The organism is Pseudomonas alkylphenolica, assembly GCF_016009175.1.
GTDB classification, from domain to species: Bacteria; Pseudomonadota; Gammaproteobacteria; order Pseudomonadales; family Pseudomonadaceae; genus Aquipseudomonas; species Aquipseudomonas alkylphenolica_B.
The window spans coordinates 25,301-41,541 of sequence record NZ_JADUCM010000043.1; the positions used below are offsets into that span (position 1 = coordinate 25,301).

The following is a 16,241-nucleotide window of genomic DNA, read 5'->3' on the forward strand; positions in this document are numbered from 1 at the left end:
TCTTGATGAAGCGCAGCCTGACCTTCCTCGCTGTGGTCATTGCCGCGGCCGCCGGCGGCGGTTACTGGTATGTGCAAGGCAAGTTGCCGCAGCGCGAAGGCGAGGTCACCCTGGCCAGCCTGCAGGCGCCGGTCAGTGTGCGCTATGACGCCCGCGGCGTACCGCATATCCAGGCCGGCAACGAGACCGACCTGTACCGCGCCCTGGGTTATGTGCACGCCCAGGACCGCCTGTTCCAGATGGAGATCATCCGTCGCCTGGCTCGCGGCGAACTGGCCGAGGTGCTCGGCAGCAAACTGCTGCCGACCGACACCTTGTTCCGCAGCCTGCGCATCCGCGAACAGGCCGAGCGCATCGTTGCCCGCCAGGACAAGCAAGCGCCCGCCTGGCTTGCCCTGCAAGCCTACCTTGATGGCGTCAATGCCTGGCAGGACAGCCACCCCAAACCGATGGAGTACGACACCCTGGGCATCACCCCGCGGCCCTTCACCGCGCAGGACACCCTGAGTATTGCAGGCTACATGGCCTACAGCTTTGCGGCGGCCTTTCGCACTGAGCCCGCGTTGACCTTTATCCGCGACCAGTTGGGCAGCGAATACCTGAAGGTCTTCGACCTCGACTGGAATCCCCAAGGGGCGCTGCACAGCAGCCCGCCACTGGCCGCCGCCGACTGGAAAAGCCTGGAACAACTGGCCCTGGCCAGCCAGCAGGCGCTGAGTGAAGCCGGCATTCCCCAGTACGAAGGCAGCAACGCCTGGGCGGTATCCGGCAGCCGTACCCGTAGCGGCAAACCGTTGCTGGCCGGCGACCCGCATATCAGCTTTGCGGTGCCATCGGTCTGGTACGAGGCGGAACTGTCGGCGCCCGGCTTCAACCTCTACGGCTTCCACCAGGCCCTCAACCCCTTTGCGTCACTGGGCCACAACCGGGATTTCGGCTGGAGCCTGACCATGTTCCAGAACGACGATGTCGACCTGATCGCCGAACAGGTCAATCCGGACAATCCCGAGCAGGTACGCATCAACGGCCAGTGGCAAACCTTGACCACAACCCGGGACACCATCGCCGTGAAGGGCGAGGCACCGGTCACCATCACCCTGCGCCGTTCGCCGCACGGCCCGATCGTCAACGACGTCATCGGTGCCAATGCCGGCCCCACTCCGATTGCCATGTGGTGGGCCTTTCTGGAAACCGAAAACCCGATCCTCGACGGCTTCTACCAGATCAATCGCGCAGACACCCTGGACAAGATGCGTGCCGCCGCCGCCAAGGTCCAGGCACCCGGCCTCAACCTGGTCTGGGCCAATGCCCGAGGCGACATCGGCTGGTGGGCCGCGGCGCAACTGCCAGTGCGCCCGGACGGGGTAAACCCGGCGTTTATCCTCGACGGCAGCACGGCGCAGGCGGACAAGCTCGGCTTCTACCCGTTCAGCGCCAACCCGCAGCAGGAGAATCCGGCCAGCGGCTATATCGTCTCTGCCAACTTCCAGCCGCCGGCAGCGATGCCGATTCCTGGCTACTACAACCTGCCCGACCGCGGCCAGCAGATTGACCGCCACCTGGCCGACCCGCAAACCCGATGGGATACGCAAAACAGCCAGGCGCTGCAGCTCGACACCGTCAGCGACTATGGCCCACGGACCCTGGCGCCGCTATTGGGGACTTTGCGCGAAGTCGCCAGTGGCGATCAGGAGAAGGAGCTCGTTGAGCAACTGGCGAGCTGGACCGGCGACTACCCGCTGGATTCGGTCAACGCCACGCTCTTCAACCAGTTCCTCTACGACCTGGCCTATGCGGCCCTGCATGACGAGCTGGGCGATGCCTGGTTCCAGACCCTGATCAGCACGCGCGCCATCGATGCCGCGTTGCCGCGCCTGGCCGCCGATGCCGAGTCGCCCTGGTGGGGGCAGCATGGCAGCAGTGAACATGGCAGCCGCAGCGATGCCGTCAAGCAGGCCTGGCGGGCGAGCCTTGCACACCTGCGTGAAACGCTGGGCAACGACCCGGCCGGTTGGCAATGGGGCAAAGCCCACACACTTACCCACAACCACCCGCTGGGGCTGCAAAAACCGTTGAACCTGCTGTTCAACGTCGGCCCGTTCGCCGCTCCGGGCACCCATGAAGTGCCGAACAACCTCTCGGCGAAAATCGGCCCTGCACCCTGGCCGGTCACCTACGGGCCATCAACCCGACGCCTGATTGATTTCGCCGATGCCAGCCAGGCACTGACCATCAACCCGGTCGGGCAAAGTGGCGTGCTGTTCGACAAACACTATGCCGACCAGGCCAAGGACTACATAGAGGGGGTTTACCACAAGGCACAACTGGGCGTGGTTGAGGCACAAAGCACCTTGCACCTGATGCCTGCCAACTAGCAGGGCGAGCCTGCGTCCATAGCGGCTGGACGCAGGCATTTACATCGACGGGCTGCACCAGCAGCCCCGGCTTCACATTACCCCTGCCACTTGCCGCCTTCGACGATCACGCTCTCAGGCTTGGTGTCTTCGCTCAGTTCCTTGCGCACATACTGGTCATACAGCTTGAGCAGGTACTTCTGCTCACCCAGGCGCGCCAGCTCGGCGTTAACCCAGTCACGCAGCTCGATGTTGCCCTTCTTCACTGCCGGTGCAATCGGCGCTTCTTCGCCGAGTTTTTCTTCCAGCACGCGGTAGCCAGGGTTCTGCTTCGACCAGCTGAACAGGATCAGATTGTCCTGGGCATAGGCGTCACCGCGGCCATTGGCCAACGCCTGCAGCGATTCGGAGTTCTTTTCGAACTTGAGCAGCTTCCAGTCCGGATGATTTTTCGTCAGCCAGATATCGGCGGTGGTGCCGGTGGTAACGATGGTGGTCTTGTCGGACAAGTCATCCAGATGCTTCACGCTGCTGCCCTCAGGCACCAGCGCCTGCACGGCCACACGCAGGTTCGGGTTGGTGAACTCCACCGCTTCCTTGCGCTCCGGGGTCACGGTCATGTTGGCCAGAATCAGGTCAACCTTGTCGCTTTGCAGGAAAGGAATGCGGCTGGCCGGTTCAACCGCAACGAACTCGACCTTGTTCTCGTCACCGAGCAGTGACTTGGCAAACTGACGACCAATGTCGGTATCGAACCCGACATAGCGGCCACTCTCGTCCACAAAGCCGAACGGTGGCTTATCGGTAAACACGCCGACAATCAGCTTGTCCCGTGCCTTGATGGTTTCCAGATAACTCGTTGCCGGCGATGCGCCTGCAGCCGCAGGTTTGTTCGGTTCTTCGGCCTTGTTGCACCCGGCCAACAGGGCAAGGGTGAACAGGGACAACAACAGTTTTGAGGTCTTGGCAGTTTTCATGACAGCTCCTTCGCGGGCATTTTTTTAGGCAGGCTTTCCATGTAGGAGAATTTCTCCAGAAACTGCTGCGCGCGTGCGGTCTGCGGGTTCGAAAAGAAGCTCTCGGGGTCGTTTTGTTCAAGGATCCTGCCGGCGTCCATGAACACGATTCGGTCGGCCACCGCGCGGGCGAAGGCCATTTCATGCGTAACGATAAGCAGGGTCATGCCATCACGGGCCAGCCCCTGGATCACTTGCAGCACTTCCTTGACCATCTCGGGGTCCAGCGCTGCGGTCACCTCGTCAAACAGCATCACTTCAGGGTTCATGCACAACGAGCGGACTATCGCGATGCGCTGCTGCTGGCCACCGGAAAGCTGGCGCGGATAGGCATCGCGCTTGTCCAGCAAACCGACACGGGTCAGCAAGGCTTGCGCCTGGGCCAGGGCTTCATGACGCTGGCGCTTTTGCACCTTGAGCGGCCCCAGCAGCAGGTTGTCGAGCACGCTCATGTGGCCGAACAGGTGATAACTCTGGAACACCATGCCCACTCGCTGGCGCACCTGACGCCAGTCCGTGCCCGGCGCGAGCAATTCTTCACCGTCCAGGCGCAAGTGGCCGCCGTCGGCGCTCTCCAGGCCATTGAGGCAACGCAGCAAGGTGCTCTTGCCGCAGCCGCTCGGCCCCAGGATCACCACCACCTCGCCACGCCGTACCTGTAAATCGACGTTCTTCAGTACCTGCTGGTCGCCGAAGTATTTGTTGAAGCCCTTAAACTCGATCAGTGCGCTCATGCGTGTGTCCAGCGGCGCTCAAGGGCACGCGAGGCGGCCGAGAGCGGGTAGCAGATAAAGAAGAAAAACAGGAACAGCACGCCGTAGATCAGCACCGACTCGTAGGTGCGTTCGATGATCTGCTGGCCGACCTTGATGACGTCGACCACCCCGATCAGTACCGCCAGGGAACTGGTCTTTATGATCCGCGTGTAAATGTTGATGGTCGGTGGCGTCATGCGCTTGAGCGCTTGCGGCAACAACACGTAACCGTACAGCTGCCAGGCCGACAGGCCGATGGAGAGCCCGGCTTCACGCTGCCCGCGTGGCAATGAGCGCAGGGCGCCGCGCACCACTTCACCGACCTCGCTGCTGCCCCACAACGACAGCACCAGCACGGCGCACCAGAAGCTGGGAATGCTCAGGGCAAAGAAGATCGGCAAGCCGAAAAACAGCAGGTACAACCAGACCAGTACCGGAATCGCCCGGAACAGCTCCAGGTAAACGCGCAGCAGCGCGTTGAGGCCACGATGATTCAGGCTCGCCAATACGCCATAGGCCACGCCGCCCAGGGTACTGAAGACAATCCCCAGCGCCGAGATCGCCAGGGTCTGCATGGCGCCCTTGCCTAGTTGCGGCAGCGACACCAGCAACAACTCAAGACCCGAACTGGCCATGTTGCAGCCTCCCTTCCAGGTACCGGAGCAGCAGCGACAGGGGCAGGAACAGCAGCACGCAGATCAGCGTGAGCACTGCGAGCATCTCGTAGGTTTTGTAGTAAAGGGCGATATAGCTTTTGGTCGTGTAGAGAATCTCAGGCACCGCCACCGCCGACACCACCGTGGTCTCTTTGAGCAGGAAAACAAAATTGGCGAACAGGGACGGCAAGCTGAGCAAGCCGGCTTGCGGCAGGATCACGTGCCACAGCAACTGCCCCTCTGACAGACCGATCGAGCGTCCCGACTCCAGTTGTGCCTGGGGTACCGCTTCGACACCTGCACGCAGCACTTCAGTCAGGTAGGCGCCGCCAAGAAACGTCATGGTGATGATTGCGGCGGCAAAACCGGAAATCTTCAGGCCCAGGCTCGGCAAGGCGAAGTAGACAAAGAACAGCTGGATCAGCAGCGGTGTGTTGCGCGCCAGCTCCACATACAACTGCACCACACGCTGCAGGTAGGGTGTGCGATAGACCAGAATCGCCGCATTGACCAACGCCACCAGTAGCGAGGTGGCAATGGCGATCACGCCCACCTGCAAGGTGACCCCTACGGCTTTGAGAAACGCAGGCAAAGTGCTTAGGATGAACGCAACGTCGAAGCTCATGGAAAAGCCCTCGACGGCAAGCGGTGACAGTACGACATGGCAGGATCTCAGCGCGGCCCGAGGATAAACGGGCCGCTCTACACGGGAGTTGTCAGTGCGGGTGAGCACAATGACTAATACTCTAAAGGTATAAAAATATTTATTTAAATACCCTTATTGCATATTGATATCACCCAAACAGCTAACCTGAGAAATCCTTGAGTGTGCCGGGATCTTTCCGCCACAACGGCTATCCAACAGCTGCCACTTCCCTCACTTTCATGGAAGAAAACTACGATGAATACCCCTTCGACGCTGCATGCCCACGACCCGCAAGAGCTGCTGAAGCTGCTGGCGGCGTTGATGCGCGCGGTTCAACGCCGCACCTGAAGCAGGCACAAAAACGCCGACGTGGTCACCCGACGTCGGCGTTGGCTACAGCGCATTCAAAGCCTGCGGCGATCAGAACGCCGGCAGTACTGCACCGCTGTATTTTTTCTCGATGAAGGCTTTCACTTCCGGGCTGGTCAGAGCCTTGGCCAGCTTCTGGATGGCGTCGCTGTCCTTGTTGTCCGGACGGGCAACCAGGAAGTTGACGTACGGCGAGTCGGCGCCTTCGATCACCAGTGCGTCCTTGGCCGGGTTCAGACCCGCTTCCAGGGCGTAGTTGGTGTTGATCATGTCCAGGTCTACCTGGTCCAGCACGCGTGGCAGCATGGCCGACTCAAGCTCGCGGAACTTCAGCTTCTTCGGGTTCTCGGCGATGTCTTTCGGGGTGGCCAGGGCGTTCTTCGGATCCTTCAGGGTGATCAGGCCAGCCTTCTGCAGCAGCAGCAGGGCACGGCCGCTGTTGCTGCCTTCGTTAGGAATGGCAACGGTGGCGCCGTCTTTCAGTTCGCTCAGGCTCTTGACCTTCTTCGAGTAACCACCGAACGGTTCGACGTGCACGCCGATCACGGTTTCCAGGTGGGTGCCTTTACCTTCGTTGAAGTTCTTCAGGTACGGCAGGGTCTGGAAGTAGTTGGCGTCCAGACGCTTCTGATCGACCTGTACGTTAGGCTGCACATAGTCGGTGAACACCTTGATCTCCAGGTCCACACCTTCTTTGGCCAGGGTCGGTTTGATCAGCTCGAGGATTTCGGCGTGCGGTACAGGGGTGGCGGCAACCACCAGTTTTTCGCCCGCCTGGGCGAAACCTGCAACCGACAGAGCGGCCGCCAGAGCAGTGAACAACAGAGCCTTTTTCATGTGCAGTCCTTATTCGAATACTGGGCCATCGGTCGACGGCAAATTAGGTTGCCAGCAGATTGCTAGCTGGCTTGGAGCGGACAATACCTAGATTTTTTATGCCGGAACAATATCTTTTATTTAGCTGCTTATTCCATTTACACCATAAAGCCGATGCGCCTCGTGCATAGCCTCAGGCAGCGCCTTGCGTTAAACGCAACAGCGCCTGCTCCAGCAAGCCTTTCAAGGCATCGCGCTCCTGCGCCACAGCGTGCTGGCACAGCTGATCCAGCTGGCTCTGCAGCGCCTGCAGTGGCGTTGCCAGGTTCAGGTGGCGGGGCTGAATTTCTTCGCCGCTGCTGACCAGCAGGGCAAAGTGAATGACGTTTTCCAGCTCGCGAGTGTTGCCCGGCCAGCTGTACAGCTCCAGCACCCGCTGTGCGGCCTCGCTGATCAGTGGTACCGCAAGGTTCAGCCGCGGGCTGTAGATACCGACGAAATACTCGGCCAACGGCAGGATGTCGCCGACCCGCTCGCGCAAGGCGGGCAGTTGCAACTGGCCTTCGTGCAGGTAGTGGTAAAGCCGCTCATTGAATTTGCCCACACTCACGGCATCGGCCAGATCAATACTCGATGCCGCCACAAGGCGTACATCCACGGGGTTGGGTTGATGGGCGCCGACCCGCGTCACTTCGCGGTTCTCCAGGGCGGCGAGCAATTTGCCCTGAATCGACAACGGCAAGTCGGCGATTTCATCCAGGTACAACGTGCCGCCATTGGCCGAGCCGAACCATCCTGCCCGGCTGCTGGGCGCGCCGTTGTGGGCACCGGCGCTGTAGCCGAACAGTTCGGCATCGGCGTAGGTCGGGCTGATGGCAGCGCAATTGACCGAGACGAACAGGCCACTGCGATCACTGGCACGGTGGATCTGCCGCGCCAGCAATTCCTTGCCGGTACCGGTCTCACCGCGAATCAGCACCGGCAACGCCAACGGCGCCAGCAACTCCAGCTCTTCGCGCAATTGCAACGAACGCGGGTCGACGAACACCAGCGCCTTGGCGCGGATGCTCAGGGGGCTTTTGTCCAGTTCAGGAAAGGTCAGCAATGGCTGGCCGAACGTGTCGTGATGACTCATGGAAAACTCCCGCCCGCAGCATCAGGGGCCGGGCGCTGGATTGATTGAGGTCTTGCCTGGGTATCAGGCGCGGCGCAGCGCGTGTTGTTCCAGGCGGCTCTGCAGGCGGTACAGGTAAGCGAAGCCCTGTTCCCAGCGGCGGTGTCCGGACTTGACGTTGATATGCCCGGCGCCCGCAAGAAAGCCCACTTCAGCACCCCAGGCACGTGCCAGCTGCATAGCCCGTGGCGCGCTGACCGCCGGGTCGTTGTCAGAGCTGACCACCTGGCTTGGAAACGGCAGCAACTGCTGCGCGATGGGCGCAAAGTTTTGCAGGGCCGGCGCACAGGTTGGGCGCTCGACGTCGGCCGGGGCTACCAGCAAGGCACCGCGGACGCGACGCAGCAGGCTGACACTGGCTTGTGTTGCCCAATGGGCGACGGTGATGCAGCCCAGGCTGTGAGCAATCAATATCACCGGCGACTCATCTGCCGCCACGGCGTGTTCCAGGGCGGCGACCCAGTCCTGGCGTTGTGGTGTCAGCCAGTCGGCCTGTTCGACCCGGGCGCTGTTGGGCAACACCTGCTGCCAGTGACTCTGCCAATGATCCTCTGGCGAACCTTGCCAGCCCGGCACAATCAGGTAACGGATCGAATCATTGCGCATGGGGACGCCTCCTGCTGGGTTTGCGTGCTTGAGGCCAAGTATAGGGGGATGAATATGAGCGTAAAGGAATAAGAAGCTATTTATTAATAACCAAATTAAACCTAACGATCACATCAGCAGCAACCCGGGCGGGGCGGGCCTACTCGGCCGGACGACTGTCCAGGTAGGCCCTGATGGTTTTCTCGGCCTTGCTCAAGTGGCGCTCGAGCAACCTGATGGCATCCTCGACAGACTTGTCGATGGCGGCATCGACCAGAGCGTTGTGGTCGTCCTGCGTCAGTTTGCCCAGGCCCATCGAAGACAGGTGAAAACGCAGGAAGCGTTCTTCTTCGTTGAGCTCGATTTCAATCAGGTGCAACAGCTTCTTGTTGGTCGCCTTGCTGTACAGGCTCATGTGAAACAGCCGGTTCAGACGACCGATTTCGGCATGCCGGGTTTCGTTTTCCAGCTGGGCGATGAAGCTGCGCGCCAGAGCAATGTCATCGGCATCAAGGCGGGGAATCGACTGGCGCAATGCCTCGCTTTCGAGCAGCACCCGCAAGGCATAGGAGTCCATGGCATCTTCGCCGATCAACGGCGCCACCACCGCACCCTTGTGGGCGACTACCTGCAGCAACGATTGCGTCTCGAGTTGGCGCAAGGCTTCACGCACCGGCATGCGGCTGACCCCGAACAACGACGCCAGCTCTTGCTGACGCAGCGCCATGCCCGGGGGCAGGCGACCATCGAGAATAGCGCTGCGCAACCGCTCTTCAATCACACTCCGAGCCAGGTGCGGCGGCACTTGCTCGCTGCCCAGTATTTCGCTCAATGGTCTGGATTTTTCGGTCACGCTTTACTCTGCCCTTTGTCGTCGGAATACGGCGGGAATTGGATCCAATCACCGTAGTCAGGGGGTGGGTGCTTGTCAAACCGCTCGGAAGGGCCCCCCGCTCAGGACGGTTGGCAATGGGTGCGGCGATAGTTGCTATCGTGAATGAAGTTTTTCCCCAAGGGAAGCCACTCCGACGTGGTGGGCAAACGCCTGAATGGTGGGTGGTCAGGCTGATGCCACCATGATTGTAAGGTGCCATTGTTTTTTCAGGGGCAAGGCCGCACCATCGGTGCTTTTCCATAGGTCTGCGCAGGTTTTCGTAGTGACGAGACGCTGGACTGTTCACCTGACCCTGCGCCGGCTGAGCCTTGCCGTTATGCTCGGCTGCCTGTTGCTGGGCACCCTGCACGCCGACTGGGACTTCTCCCAGATCAGCCGCAAGGCCCAGGCGTTGTACGGGCCGCTGGGGGCAGGCCAAGGCCGTATCGATGCCTGGCAGAACCTGCTGAGCACCCAGAAGCAGGACAGCGAAGCCGAGCAGCTCAAGCGGGTCAACCAGTTCTTCAACCATCAGTTGCGCTATGTCGAAGACATCGACCTGTGGCGTGAGACGGATTACTGGGCAACCCCGATCCAGGCACTGATCAAGGGTGCGGGCGACTGTGAGGACTATGCTATCGCCAAGTACTTCAGCCTGCGGCGCATGGGCGTACCGGCAGAAAAACTGCGCATCACGTACGTCAAGGCACTGCGCCAGAACCGCGCGCACATGGTCCTGACCTACTACGCAACGCCCAATGCCATGCCCCTGGTACTGGACAGCCTGATGGATGCCATCAAGCCCGCCAGTGAACGCACCGACTTGCTGCCAGTCTACTCCTTCAACGGTGAAGGTCTGTGGCTGACCGGTGCGACGGGCAACAAGAAGGTCGGCGACACCAAACGCTTGTCGCGCTGGCAGGACCTGTTGAAAAAGATGCAGGCCGAAGGTTTCCCGGCCGAACCGGTTTACTAAAGGAGCACAGATGTCACTGTTCAAACAATTGCTGCTTGCCATCTGCCTGTTCCTGGTAGTCGCCTTCAGTGGCAGCTTCATGGTCAGCCTGGAAAGCTCGCGTAGCCAGTACGTCAACCAGCTGCGTTCGCACGCCCAGGACGCAGCCACTGCGCTGGCACTGTCGCTGACTCCAAACATCGATGACCCGGCCATGGTCGAACTGATGGTCAGTTCGATTTTTGACAGCGGTTATTACTCGAGTATCAAGGTCATCGATTCGGGCTCCAACGCGGTGCTGGTGGAACGTCATGCCGAGCCCGACGCCAATGGCGTGCCGGCCTGGTTCACGCGCCTGATCGGCCTTGAGGCTGCCGGCGGCGACGCCATCGTCAGCCGTGGCTGGCAACAGGCTGCCCGCGTAGAAGTAGTCAGCCACCCTATGTTCGCCCTGGCCAAGCTCTGGCAGAGCGCCCTGGGCAGCCTGGGCTGGTTGCTGCTGTGCGGTGCCTTGAGCGCCGTGCTAGGCGCCCTGCTGTTGCGGCGGCAACTCAAGCCCCTGGATTATATGGTGGAGCAGTCGCACGCCATTGCCCGGCGGGAATTCCTCAGCCTGCCCGACCTGCCGCGCACCCCCGAACTGCGCCGCGTGGTGCAGGCCATGAACCAGATGGTCGAGAAGCTCAAGGCCTTGTTCAAAGAGCAGGCCGAACGCAGTGAAAAGCTGCGGGTCGAGTCTTATCAGGACAGCCTGACCGGCCTGGCCAACCGGCGCTATTTCGAAATGCAGCTCAACGCCCAGGTCAGCAACATGGAAGAAGCCCGGCCGGGTTACCTGTTGCTGCTGCGGGTCAAGGACCTGGCCGGGCTCAACCAGCGCCTGGGCGGCCAGCACACCGATCAGCTCCTGCAGGCGGTCGGCCAGCAGCTGCAGCGCACCTGCGCCAATTACCCGGAGACCAACAACCTGATCACCCGTAGCCGTGGCGGGGAGTTCGCAGTACTGGCCCCCGGTCTGGTGCATGAAGAGGCGATTCAACTGGCCCAGGCCCTTGAGGGCACCCTGCAGAGCCTGGCCGAAACCGGCGCTACCGATGTCACACCGGTGGCCTGTATCGGCATGGCGCCCTACAGCCCGGGCGATGCCCCCCAGGCACTGCTGAAGCTGGCCGATGAAGCGCTGGCCCGCGCCGAGGCGCAAGTGGAGCCAGGCTGGGTGTGCTTTGAGCAAGGCACGGCGCCGCAGAGCGGTGAAACCCACCATACCTGGCATCGTCTGCTTGACGAGGCCCTGGAACATGGGCGCTTCCAGCTGTTTTTCCAGCCGGTGGTAGCCTGCGATGCCCCGGAGAAGGTGCTGCACTACAAGGTCATTTCACGTTTGCTCGATGATCAGGGCCAGGCCGTTGCGGCCGGGCGCTTTCTGCCCTGGCTGGAGCGCTTCGGCTGGTCGGCGCGGCTGGACATCCTGATGCTCGAGCAGGTACTCAAGCACTTGCTCAACCACACCGAAGCCCTGGCCCTTAACCTGTCGGCAGCGACCCTGGCCGATCCCAAGACGCTGCAACGGGTGTATGAGCTGTTGGGTCAATACACGGCGCTGGGGCCGCGCCTGACCCTGGAAATCGGCGAAGAACAGCTGCCCGATCAGGCCGCACTCGAACAGCTGACCCGGCGCTTGCACGCACTGGGCTTCAGCCTGAGCCTGCAACGTTTTGGCGGGCGTTTCAGCATGATCGGCAACCTGGCGCACCTGGGCCTGGCTTACCTGAAGATCGACGGCAGCTACATTCGCGCTATCGATCAGGAACAGCACAAGCGCCTGTTCATCGAGGCGATCCAGCGCGCAGCGCACAGCATCGATTTGCCACTGATCGCCGAGCGCGTGGAAACCGAAGGTGAACTCAAGGTGTTGTGCGAGATGGGCATTTACGGTGTGCAGGGCCGACTGGTCGGCGAGCCGGCGCCCTGGCGGTAAACCGTAACCGGCAGGCCCCTGGGGCCTGCTGGCTTTCAGAGACTTGGCCTAGATCAGGCCTCTTTCTTCACTGTCATCAATCAGGTTGCTCAAGCCGCCTAACGCCTCACGCGCCGTGGAGCGGTTGAGCAATTTGGCCTGGGCACCGGCCGGCAGGTCGGTGATGCTGATGACCCCTTTTGCGGTCAGCACTTCGATCAGGTCTTCGAGTACCCGGATCATGTCCAGATCACTTTGCTTGAGCTGCTTGAGGCTGTTCTCGACTGTATTGTCGGCAAACCAGTCCTGAATCTCGGCATGGTCGGCCGGCAACAACTCCGTGTATTCGGCATAGGGAGCGGCCTCGACCCGCGCCAACCGACCCTGTGCATCGCGTTGCACGTAGTACATGGGGTATCCCTCTAATTGTGAGTCCATCACCGCAGTCAGCAGCATAGGCCAAGCTCGCCCGGCCGTGCGCCTGGCGAGCGAGTATGCCGTGCGAATGTCGCGCAGGCCAAGCCCGAACCCTGCAGCAACCATTTCCGGGTTGCTGCAGGGACTGGGCATCAGCTGTTGGAGTGGTCGATCTTGATGGTCGGGTCGGCGCCGCTCACCAGCGAGTTGATCGTGGTGTTGGCCCAGTTGACGCCTTCCAGCTTGATCGTCACGTCGGCGTTGGCCAGACCGCCGGCGTCGTTGAGCTTGCCTTCGGAACTGACCTGCAGGGTCGACTCACTGTTGACCGTGGTGATCTTCAGGTAGTTGTCGATGGTGCTGGCCTTCTCGCCCTGAAGCAGATCACTCAGGTCCAGACGGTCGCCTTCGACAGGCTTGAAGTCACGAATCACATCGTTACCGGTGTCGCCGGCTTTCCACACGAAGGTGTCGGCAGCGTTGGTGCCGACCAGAAGGTCATTACCGTGGTTGCCGTATACCGTGTGCGAATCACTCTGGGTGAAGAGGATGTCCTGCTCCTCACTGGCCAGCAGCGAGTAAGACGCAGACTGAGTCGTAGTGGCTCCAGGGCCGGTCGTAGCGATGGTGATGTCCAGGTGTGCCGTATCTGAGTCGCCATCGGCCTGGGTCACCTTGTACTCGAACTGGTCCGTTTTGCCGGCGTTATCCTTGTTGACGGTCGGGGTGTAGGTATAGGAGCCATCGCTCTTGATTGCCAAGTCGCCAAAGCTGCCCTTGACCGTAGTGCCGCCTACCGGGATCTCCATCCAGTTGCCGTTGACCTTCACCGACAAGGACGAGGTTTCCCCGTTGCTGCCCCAGAGGTCGTTGTCTTGCACCGAGCCAGAAACTGGCGTTGCTGACCATTCGATGGTCGTTGCACCTGGCACTTTGGCGGTGAAATCGTCGAACGTTACCGTCGCCAGCTTGCTGGAGGAGTTGCCGCTGCCATCGTGCACATTCAGGAGAATCCGATACTGGCTATTGGCATCCAGCGCATCGGTAGTAACCGATTTCGTCGTGGAGTAGATAGACCCACTCTGCGCAAAGGACCAGGTGTTACCACCATCAGTGCTCTTGTAGAGCGACCATTGTGCGGTGTCACCGCTGTTGAAGTTGCTGAAACTGGTCGTGAACGACAAGGTTTCGCCAGCGCCTGTTCCAGTCTTGTAAGTCGGCGTCAGCGCCTGGGCATCACCATCGCTGCTGCCGTTATTGTCTTTCAATACCAAGGCACTGCTGCTGCGGCTGGCATCCGAAGTGCTGCCGCTGAGCGAACTGGTCTGCCAGCTGCTGAGATTCGCTTTCAGCACCGAGCTGCTCGACAGGTCCGCGAGATTCTGGTCCACAGGAGTGGTGTTGAACTTCCACGCGTTGGTTTCACTGCCACTGTTGAAGTTCGCCAGTGTTGTGTATGTATCTGCTGCTGTGACACTTCTGGACGTCAACGTAGCCGTCGTGTTGTCATCAGTTGCAATCGGGTCGCTACGATCATTGACAGTCAGCGTCAGTGTCGACTCGGCGGTCTCGCCATTGGCATCCTTCACCGTGTACTTCACCACGGTCTGAAGGGACGTTGAGGTATCGAAGTTGTCCTTGCCGGTGAAGGTATAGCTGCCATCGGCTTTGAAGGTCAGCTTGCCGAGATCGCCAAGGTCGAACGTTTTCACGTCGTTGGCATTGGCGAACTTGTAAATCGTACCGTTGACCTCCACCGAATCCATCTTCCAGCCATTGGCCGCCCAACCAGCAGTACCCCCGGTATCGTTGGTGGTGACATTACCCGACACCACGCTGCCGCCGGCGCTGCTCACCAGTGCATCGGTCAAGGAACTGAGCGAGGTTTCAACTACCAATACGTTTTTGTCGTTCGAGCCGTTGGTGATGGAGCCGGCTGTCTCGCCTGGTTTCCAGGCAATCGGCTCCAGGTAGTTCTTATCGCTGTTGCTCAGGCCACCAAAGCCCACGGCGAAGGATTCGTCGAATTTATTGCCTTCGAGGAAGTTGATCCACTTCGTTTCCGAAGCACCAGTAGAAGGTTCGCCATCCGACATGAAGATAGACACCAGCTTGCCGCCACCAGGTGGAGGTGCTGTGAATTTGTCGATCACGGTTGTCAGTGCATTGTTGTAGTTGGTACCACCAGACGCCTGGATAGCGTCAATCGCTTTCATCGCGTCTTCAAGATTGGTATACCAGCCACCATTTTGGCCCGAATCATGGAACGTCGCGGAGCTTGAAAACGAGACAATAAACACCGAGTGCACAGTGCCGGACGCAAAGAGGTTACTCACCGCATCCTTGAGCATGGCGATGCGCGTAGTATACGGGCCACTGCCGTCTGGATCGCCGCCCTGCGGCCCCATGCTGCCAGAACGGTCAAGCACCAGAACCACATCGCTGCCACCGCCTTTACCGCTTTCCTGGATTGTTGCGCTATCACTGGTGACAGTTGGGCCGCGGTCATTGTCCAGAATCGTGCCGGTAGCGGTGTTCTGACTGCCGACGGCCAGGTTTTCGAACACGTTGTTGGTGTCCGTCACACCCTTGATGGTGGCGGTCAGCGACTCGCTTTTTTCAATCAAGGTGTCGTCGAATGTCTGAACGGGGAACGAAGTGCTGCTGTTGCCGCCACTGATGGTGACGCTGGTCGGCAGTTTGCCGGTGATATCAGCGGTGGTGTTGGCCGAACCGCCCCAATCCAGGCTTACGGTCACGGACTTGCCGCTTGGAACTGTTACCGCGATACCGTTCTTGTCTACCAACTCAACTTTGTATGTCAGCACGCCACCTTCGGTGACAGAGGCGTTGCCATCAATGCTGATCTTGGCGAAGACCGTATCGGTGGTATCTACCACCGTCGATGTCGCGGAGCCACTGCCCGCTTGAACGCCCAGACTTTCAAAGCCAGGACCGTTTACACCGGTGATCGTAGCGGTCAACGAGCTGCCGTCCTTAAAGACGTCTTCGCCGTTGCCCGCATCAATTTTCAAGGTGCCGGTGGTCTGGCCGTCAGCAATGGTGATCACGCCCTTGTCGGTGGTGACCGTAGTCACGCCTTTGGAGGCGTGGCTCAGGGTGGCGGTGAAGACGTACTGCGCCGACGGGCCTTCGAATTGCTGCGAGCCGGACAGGCTCACAGTCGATGGGGTTAGGGTATCCACCACCGTCGAGGTGGCAGAGCCGTTACCCGCTTTAATACCCAGGCTTTCAAAACCAGGACCGTTTACACCGGTGATCGTGGCGGTCAACGAGCTGCCGTCGGTGTAGACGTCTTCGCCGTTACTCGCATCAATTTTCAGGGTGCCGGTGGTTGCGCCATCAGCAATGGTGATCACACCCTTGTCGGTGGTGATTGTGGTCACGCCTTGGGAGGCATGGCTCAGGGTGGCGGTGAAGATGTACTGCGCCGACGGGCCTTCGAATTGCTGCGAGCCGGACAGGCTCACAGTCGATGGGGTTAGGGTATCCACCACCGTCGAAGTGGCAGAGCCGTTGCCCGCTTTAATACCCAGGCTTTCAAAACCAGGACCGTTTACACCGGTGATCGTTGCAGTCAACGAGCTGCCGTCGGTGTAGACGTCTTCGCCGTTACTTGCATCAATTTTCAGGGTGCCGGTGGTTG

The 16,241-nt window shown here is 60.3% G+C and carries 13 protein-coding genes; 3 read left to right on the forward strand and 10 right to left on the reverse strand.

What is annotated here, in order from left to right; translation table 11 throughout:
* The first annotated feature begins 5 nt into the window (after positions 1-5).
* Positions 6-2,375: a penicillin acylase family protein gene (locus tag I5S59_RS24305; protein ID WP_197878835.1), complete on the forward strand. Its 2,370-nt coding sequence runs from the start codon at positions 6-8 to the stop codon at positions 2,373-2,375.
* A gap of 77 nt (positions 2,376-2,452) precedes the next feature.
* Here the strand turns inward: I5S59_RS24305 and I5S59_RS24310 are convergent, their stop codons facing one another.
* The 8 genes from I5S59_RS24310 to I5S59_RS24345 all read right to left on the reverse strand — a co-directional run bounded on the left by I5S59_RS24310 (position 2,453) and on the right by I5S59_RS24345 (position 9,224).
* The gene (locus tag I5S59_RS24310; protein ID WP_197878836.1) at positions 2,453-3,331 is read right to left on the reverse strand and encodes a transporter substrate-binding domain-containing protein; all 879 of its coding nucleotides are present in this window, start codon (positions 3,329-3,331) and stop codon (positions 2,453-2,455) included.
* Positions 3,328-4,104, reverse strand: a complete 777-nt coding sequence (locus tag I5S59_RS24315) for an amino acid ABC transporter ATP-binding protein (protein WP_197878837.1) — start codon at positions 4,102-4,104, stop codon at positions 3,328-3,330. Before I5S59_RS24315 ends, I5S59_RS24310 begins: the two co-directional genes overlap by 4 nt.
* Positions 4,101-4,760: an amino acid ABC transporter permease gene (locus tag I5S59_RS24320; RefSeq protein WP_197878838.1), complete on the reverse strand. Its 660-nt coding sequence runs from the start codon at positions 4,758-4,760 to the stop codon at positions 4,101-4,103. The genes I5S59_RS24315 and I5S59_RS24320 overlap by 4 nt, the downstream gene beginning before the upstream one ends.
* Positions 4,741-5,406, reverse strand: a complete 666-nt coding sequence (locus I5S59_RS24325; RefSeq protein WP_197878839.1) for an amino acid ABC transporter permease — start codon at positions 5,404-5,406, stop codon at positions 4,741-4,743. Before I5S59_RS24325 ends, I5S59_RS24320 begins: the two co-directional genes overlap by 20 nt.
* 441 nt (positions 5,407-5,847) lie before the next feature.
* The gene (locus I5S59_RS24330) at positions 5,848-6,633 is read right to left on the reverse strand and encodes a MetQ/NlpA family ABC transporter substrate-binding protein (RefSeq protein WP_128323197.1); all 786 of its coding nucleotides are present in this window, start codon (positions 6,631-6,633) and stop codon (positions 5,848-5,850) included.
* 172 nt (positions 6,634-6,805) lie between these two features.
* On the reverse strand, positions 6,806-7,747 hold the full coding sequence (locus tag I5S59_RS24335) for a sigma 54-interacting transcriptional regulator (protein WP_197878840.1): 942 nt from the start codon (positions 7,745-7,747) through the stop codon (positions 6,806-6,808).
* Between the two features lie 63 nt (positions 7,748-7,810).
* Entirely contained in the window at positions 7,811-8,392 is a 582-nt protein-coding gene (locus tag I5S59_RS24340) for an alpha/beta hydrolase (protein ID WP_197878841.1), read from the reverse strand.
* 139 nt (positions 8,393-8,531) lie between these two features.
* Positions 8,532-9,224, reverse strand: a complete 693-nt coding sequence (locus tag I5S59_RS24345; RefSeq protein ID WP_197878842.1) for a GntR family transcriptional regulator — start codon at positions 9,222-9,224, stop codon at positions 8,532-8,534.
* 358 nt (positions 9,225-9,582) lie between these two features.
* Here I5S59_RS24345 and lapG point away from each other — a divergent pair, with 358 nt between their 5' ends.
* Together lapG and lapD are read left to right on the forward strand one after the other, a co-directional pair.
* The gene (gene lapG / locus I5S59_RS24350; RefSeq protein ID WP_232239954.1) at positions 9,583-10,221 is read left to right on the forward strand and encodes a cysteine protease LapG; all 639 of its coding nucleotides are present in this window, start codon (positions 9,583-9,585) and stop codon (positions 10,219-10,221) included.
* Between the two features lie 10 nt (positions 10,222-10,231).
* Positions 10,232-12,178: a cyclic di-GMP receptor LapD gene (gene lapD, locus I5S59_RS24355; protein WP_197878844.1), complete on the forward strand. Its 1,947-nt coding sequence runs from the start codon at positions 10,232-10,234 to the stop codon at positions 12,176-12,178.
* A gap of 48 nt (positions 12,179-12,226) precedes the next feature.
* On the opposite strand, the gene I5S59_RS24360 is transcribed toward lapD, so the two are convergent.
* Together I5S59_RS24360 and I5S59_RS24365 are read right to left on the reverse strand one after the other, a co-directional pair.
* Positions 12,227-12,568 (reverse strand): tryptophan synthase subunit beta, encoded by a 342-nt coding sequence (locus tag I5S59_RS24360; RefSeq protein ID WP_128323192.1) that lies wholly within the window; start codon positions 12,566-12,568, stop codon positions 12,227-12,229.
* Between the two features lie 158 nt (positions 12,569-12,726).
* The coding region (locus I5S59_RS24365) for an immunoglobulin-like domain-containing protein (RefSeq protein WP_197878845.1) at positions 12,727-16,241 on the reverse strand (3,515 nt) is incomplete at its 5' end.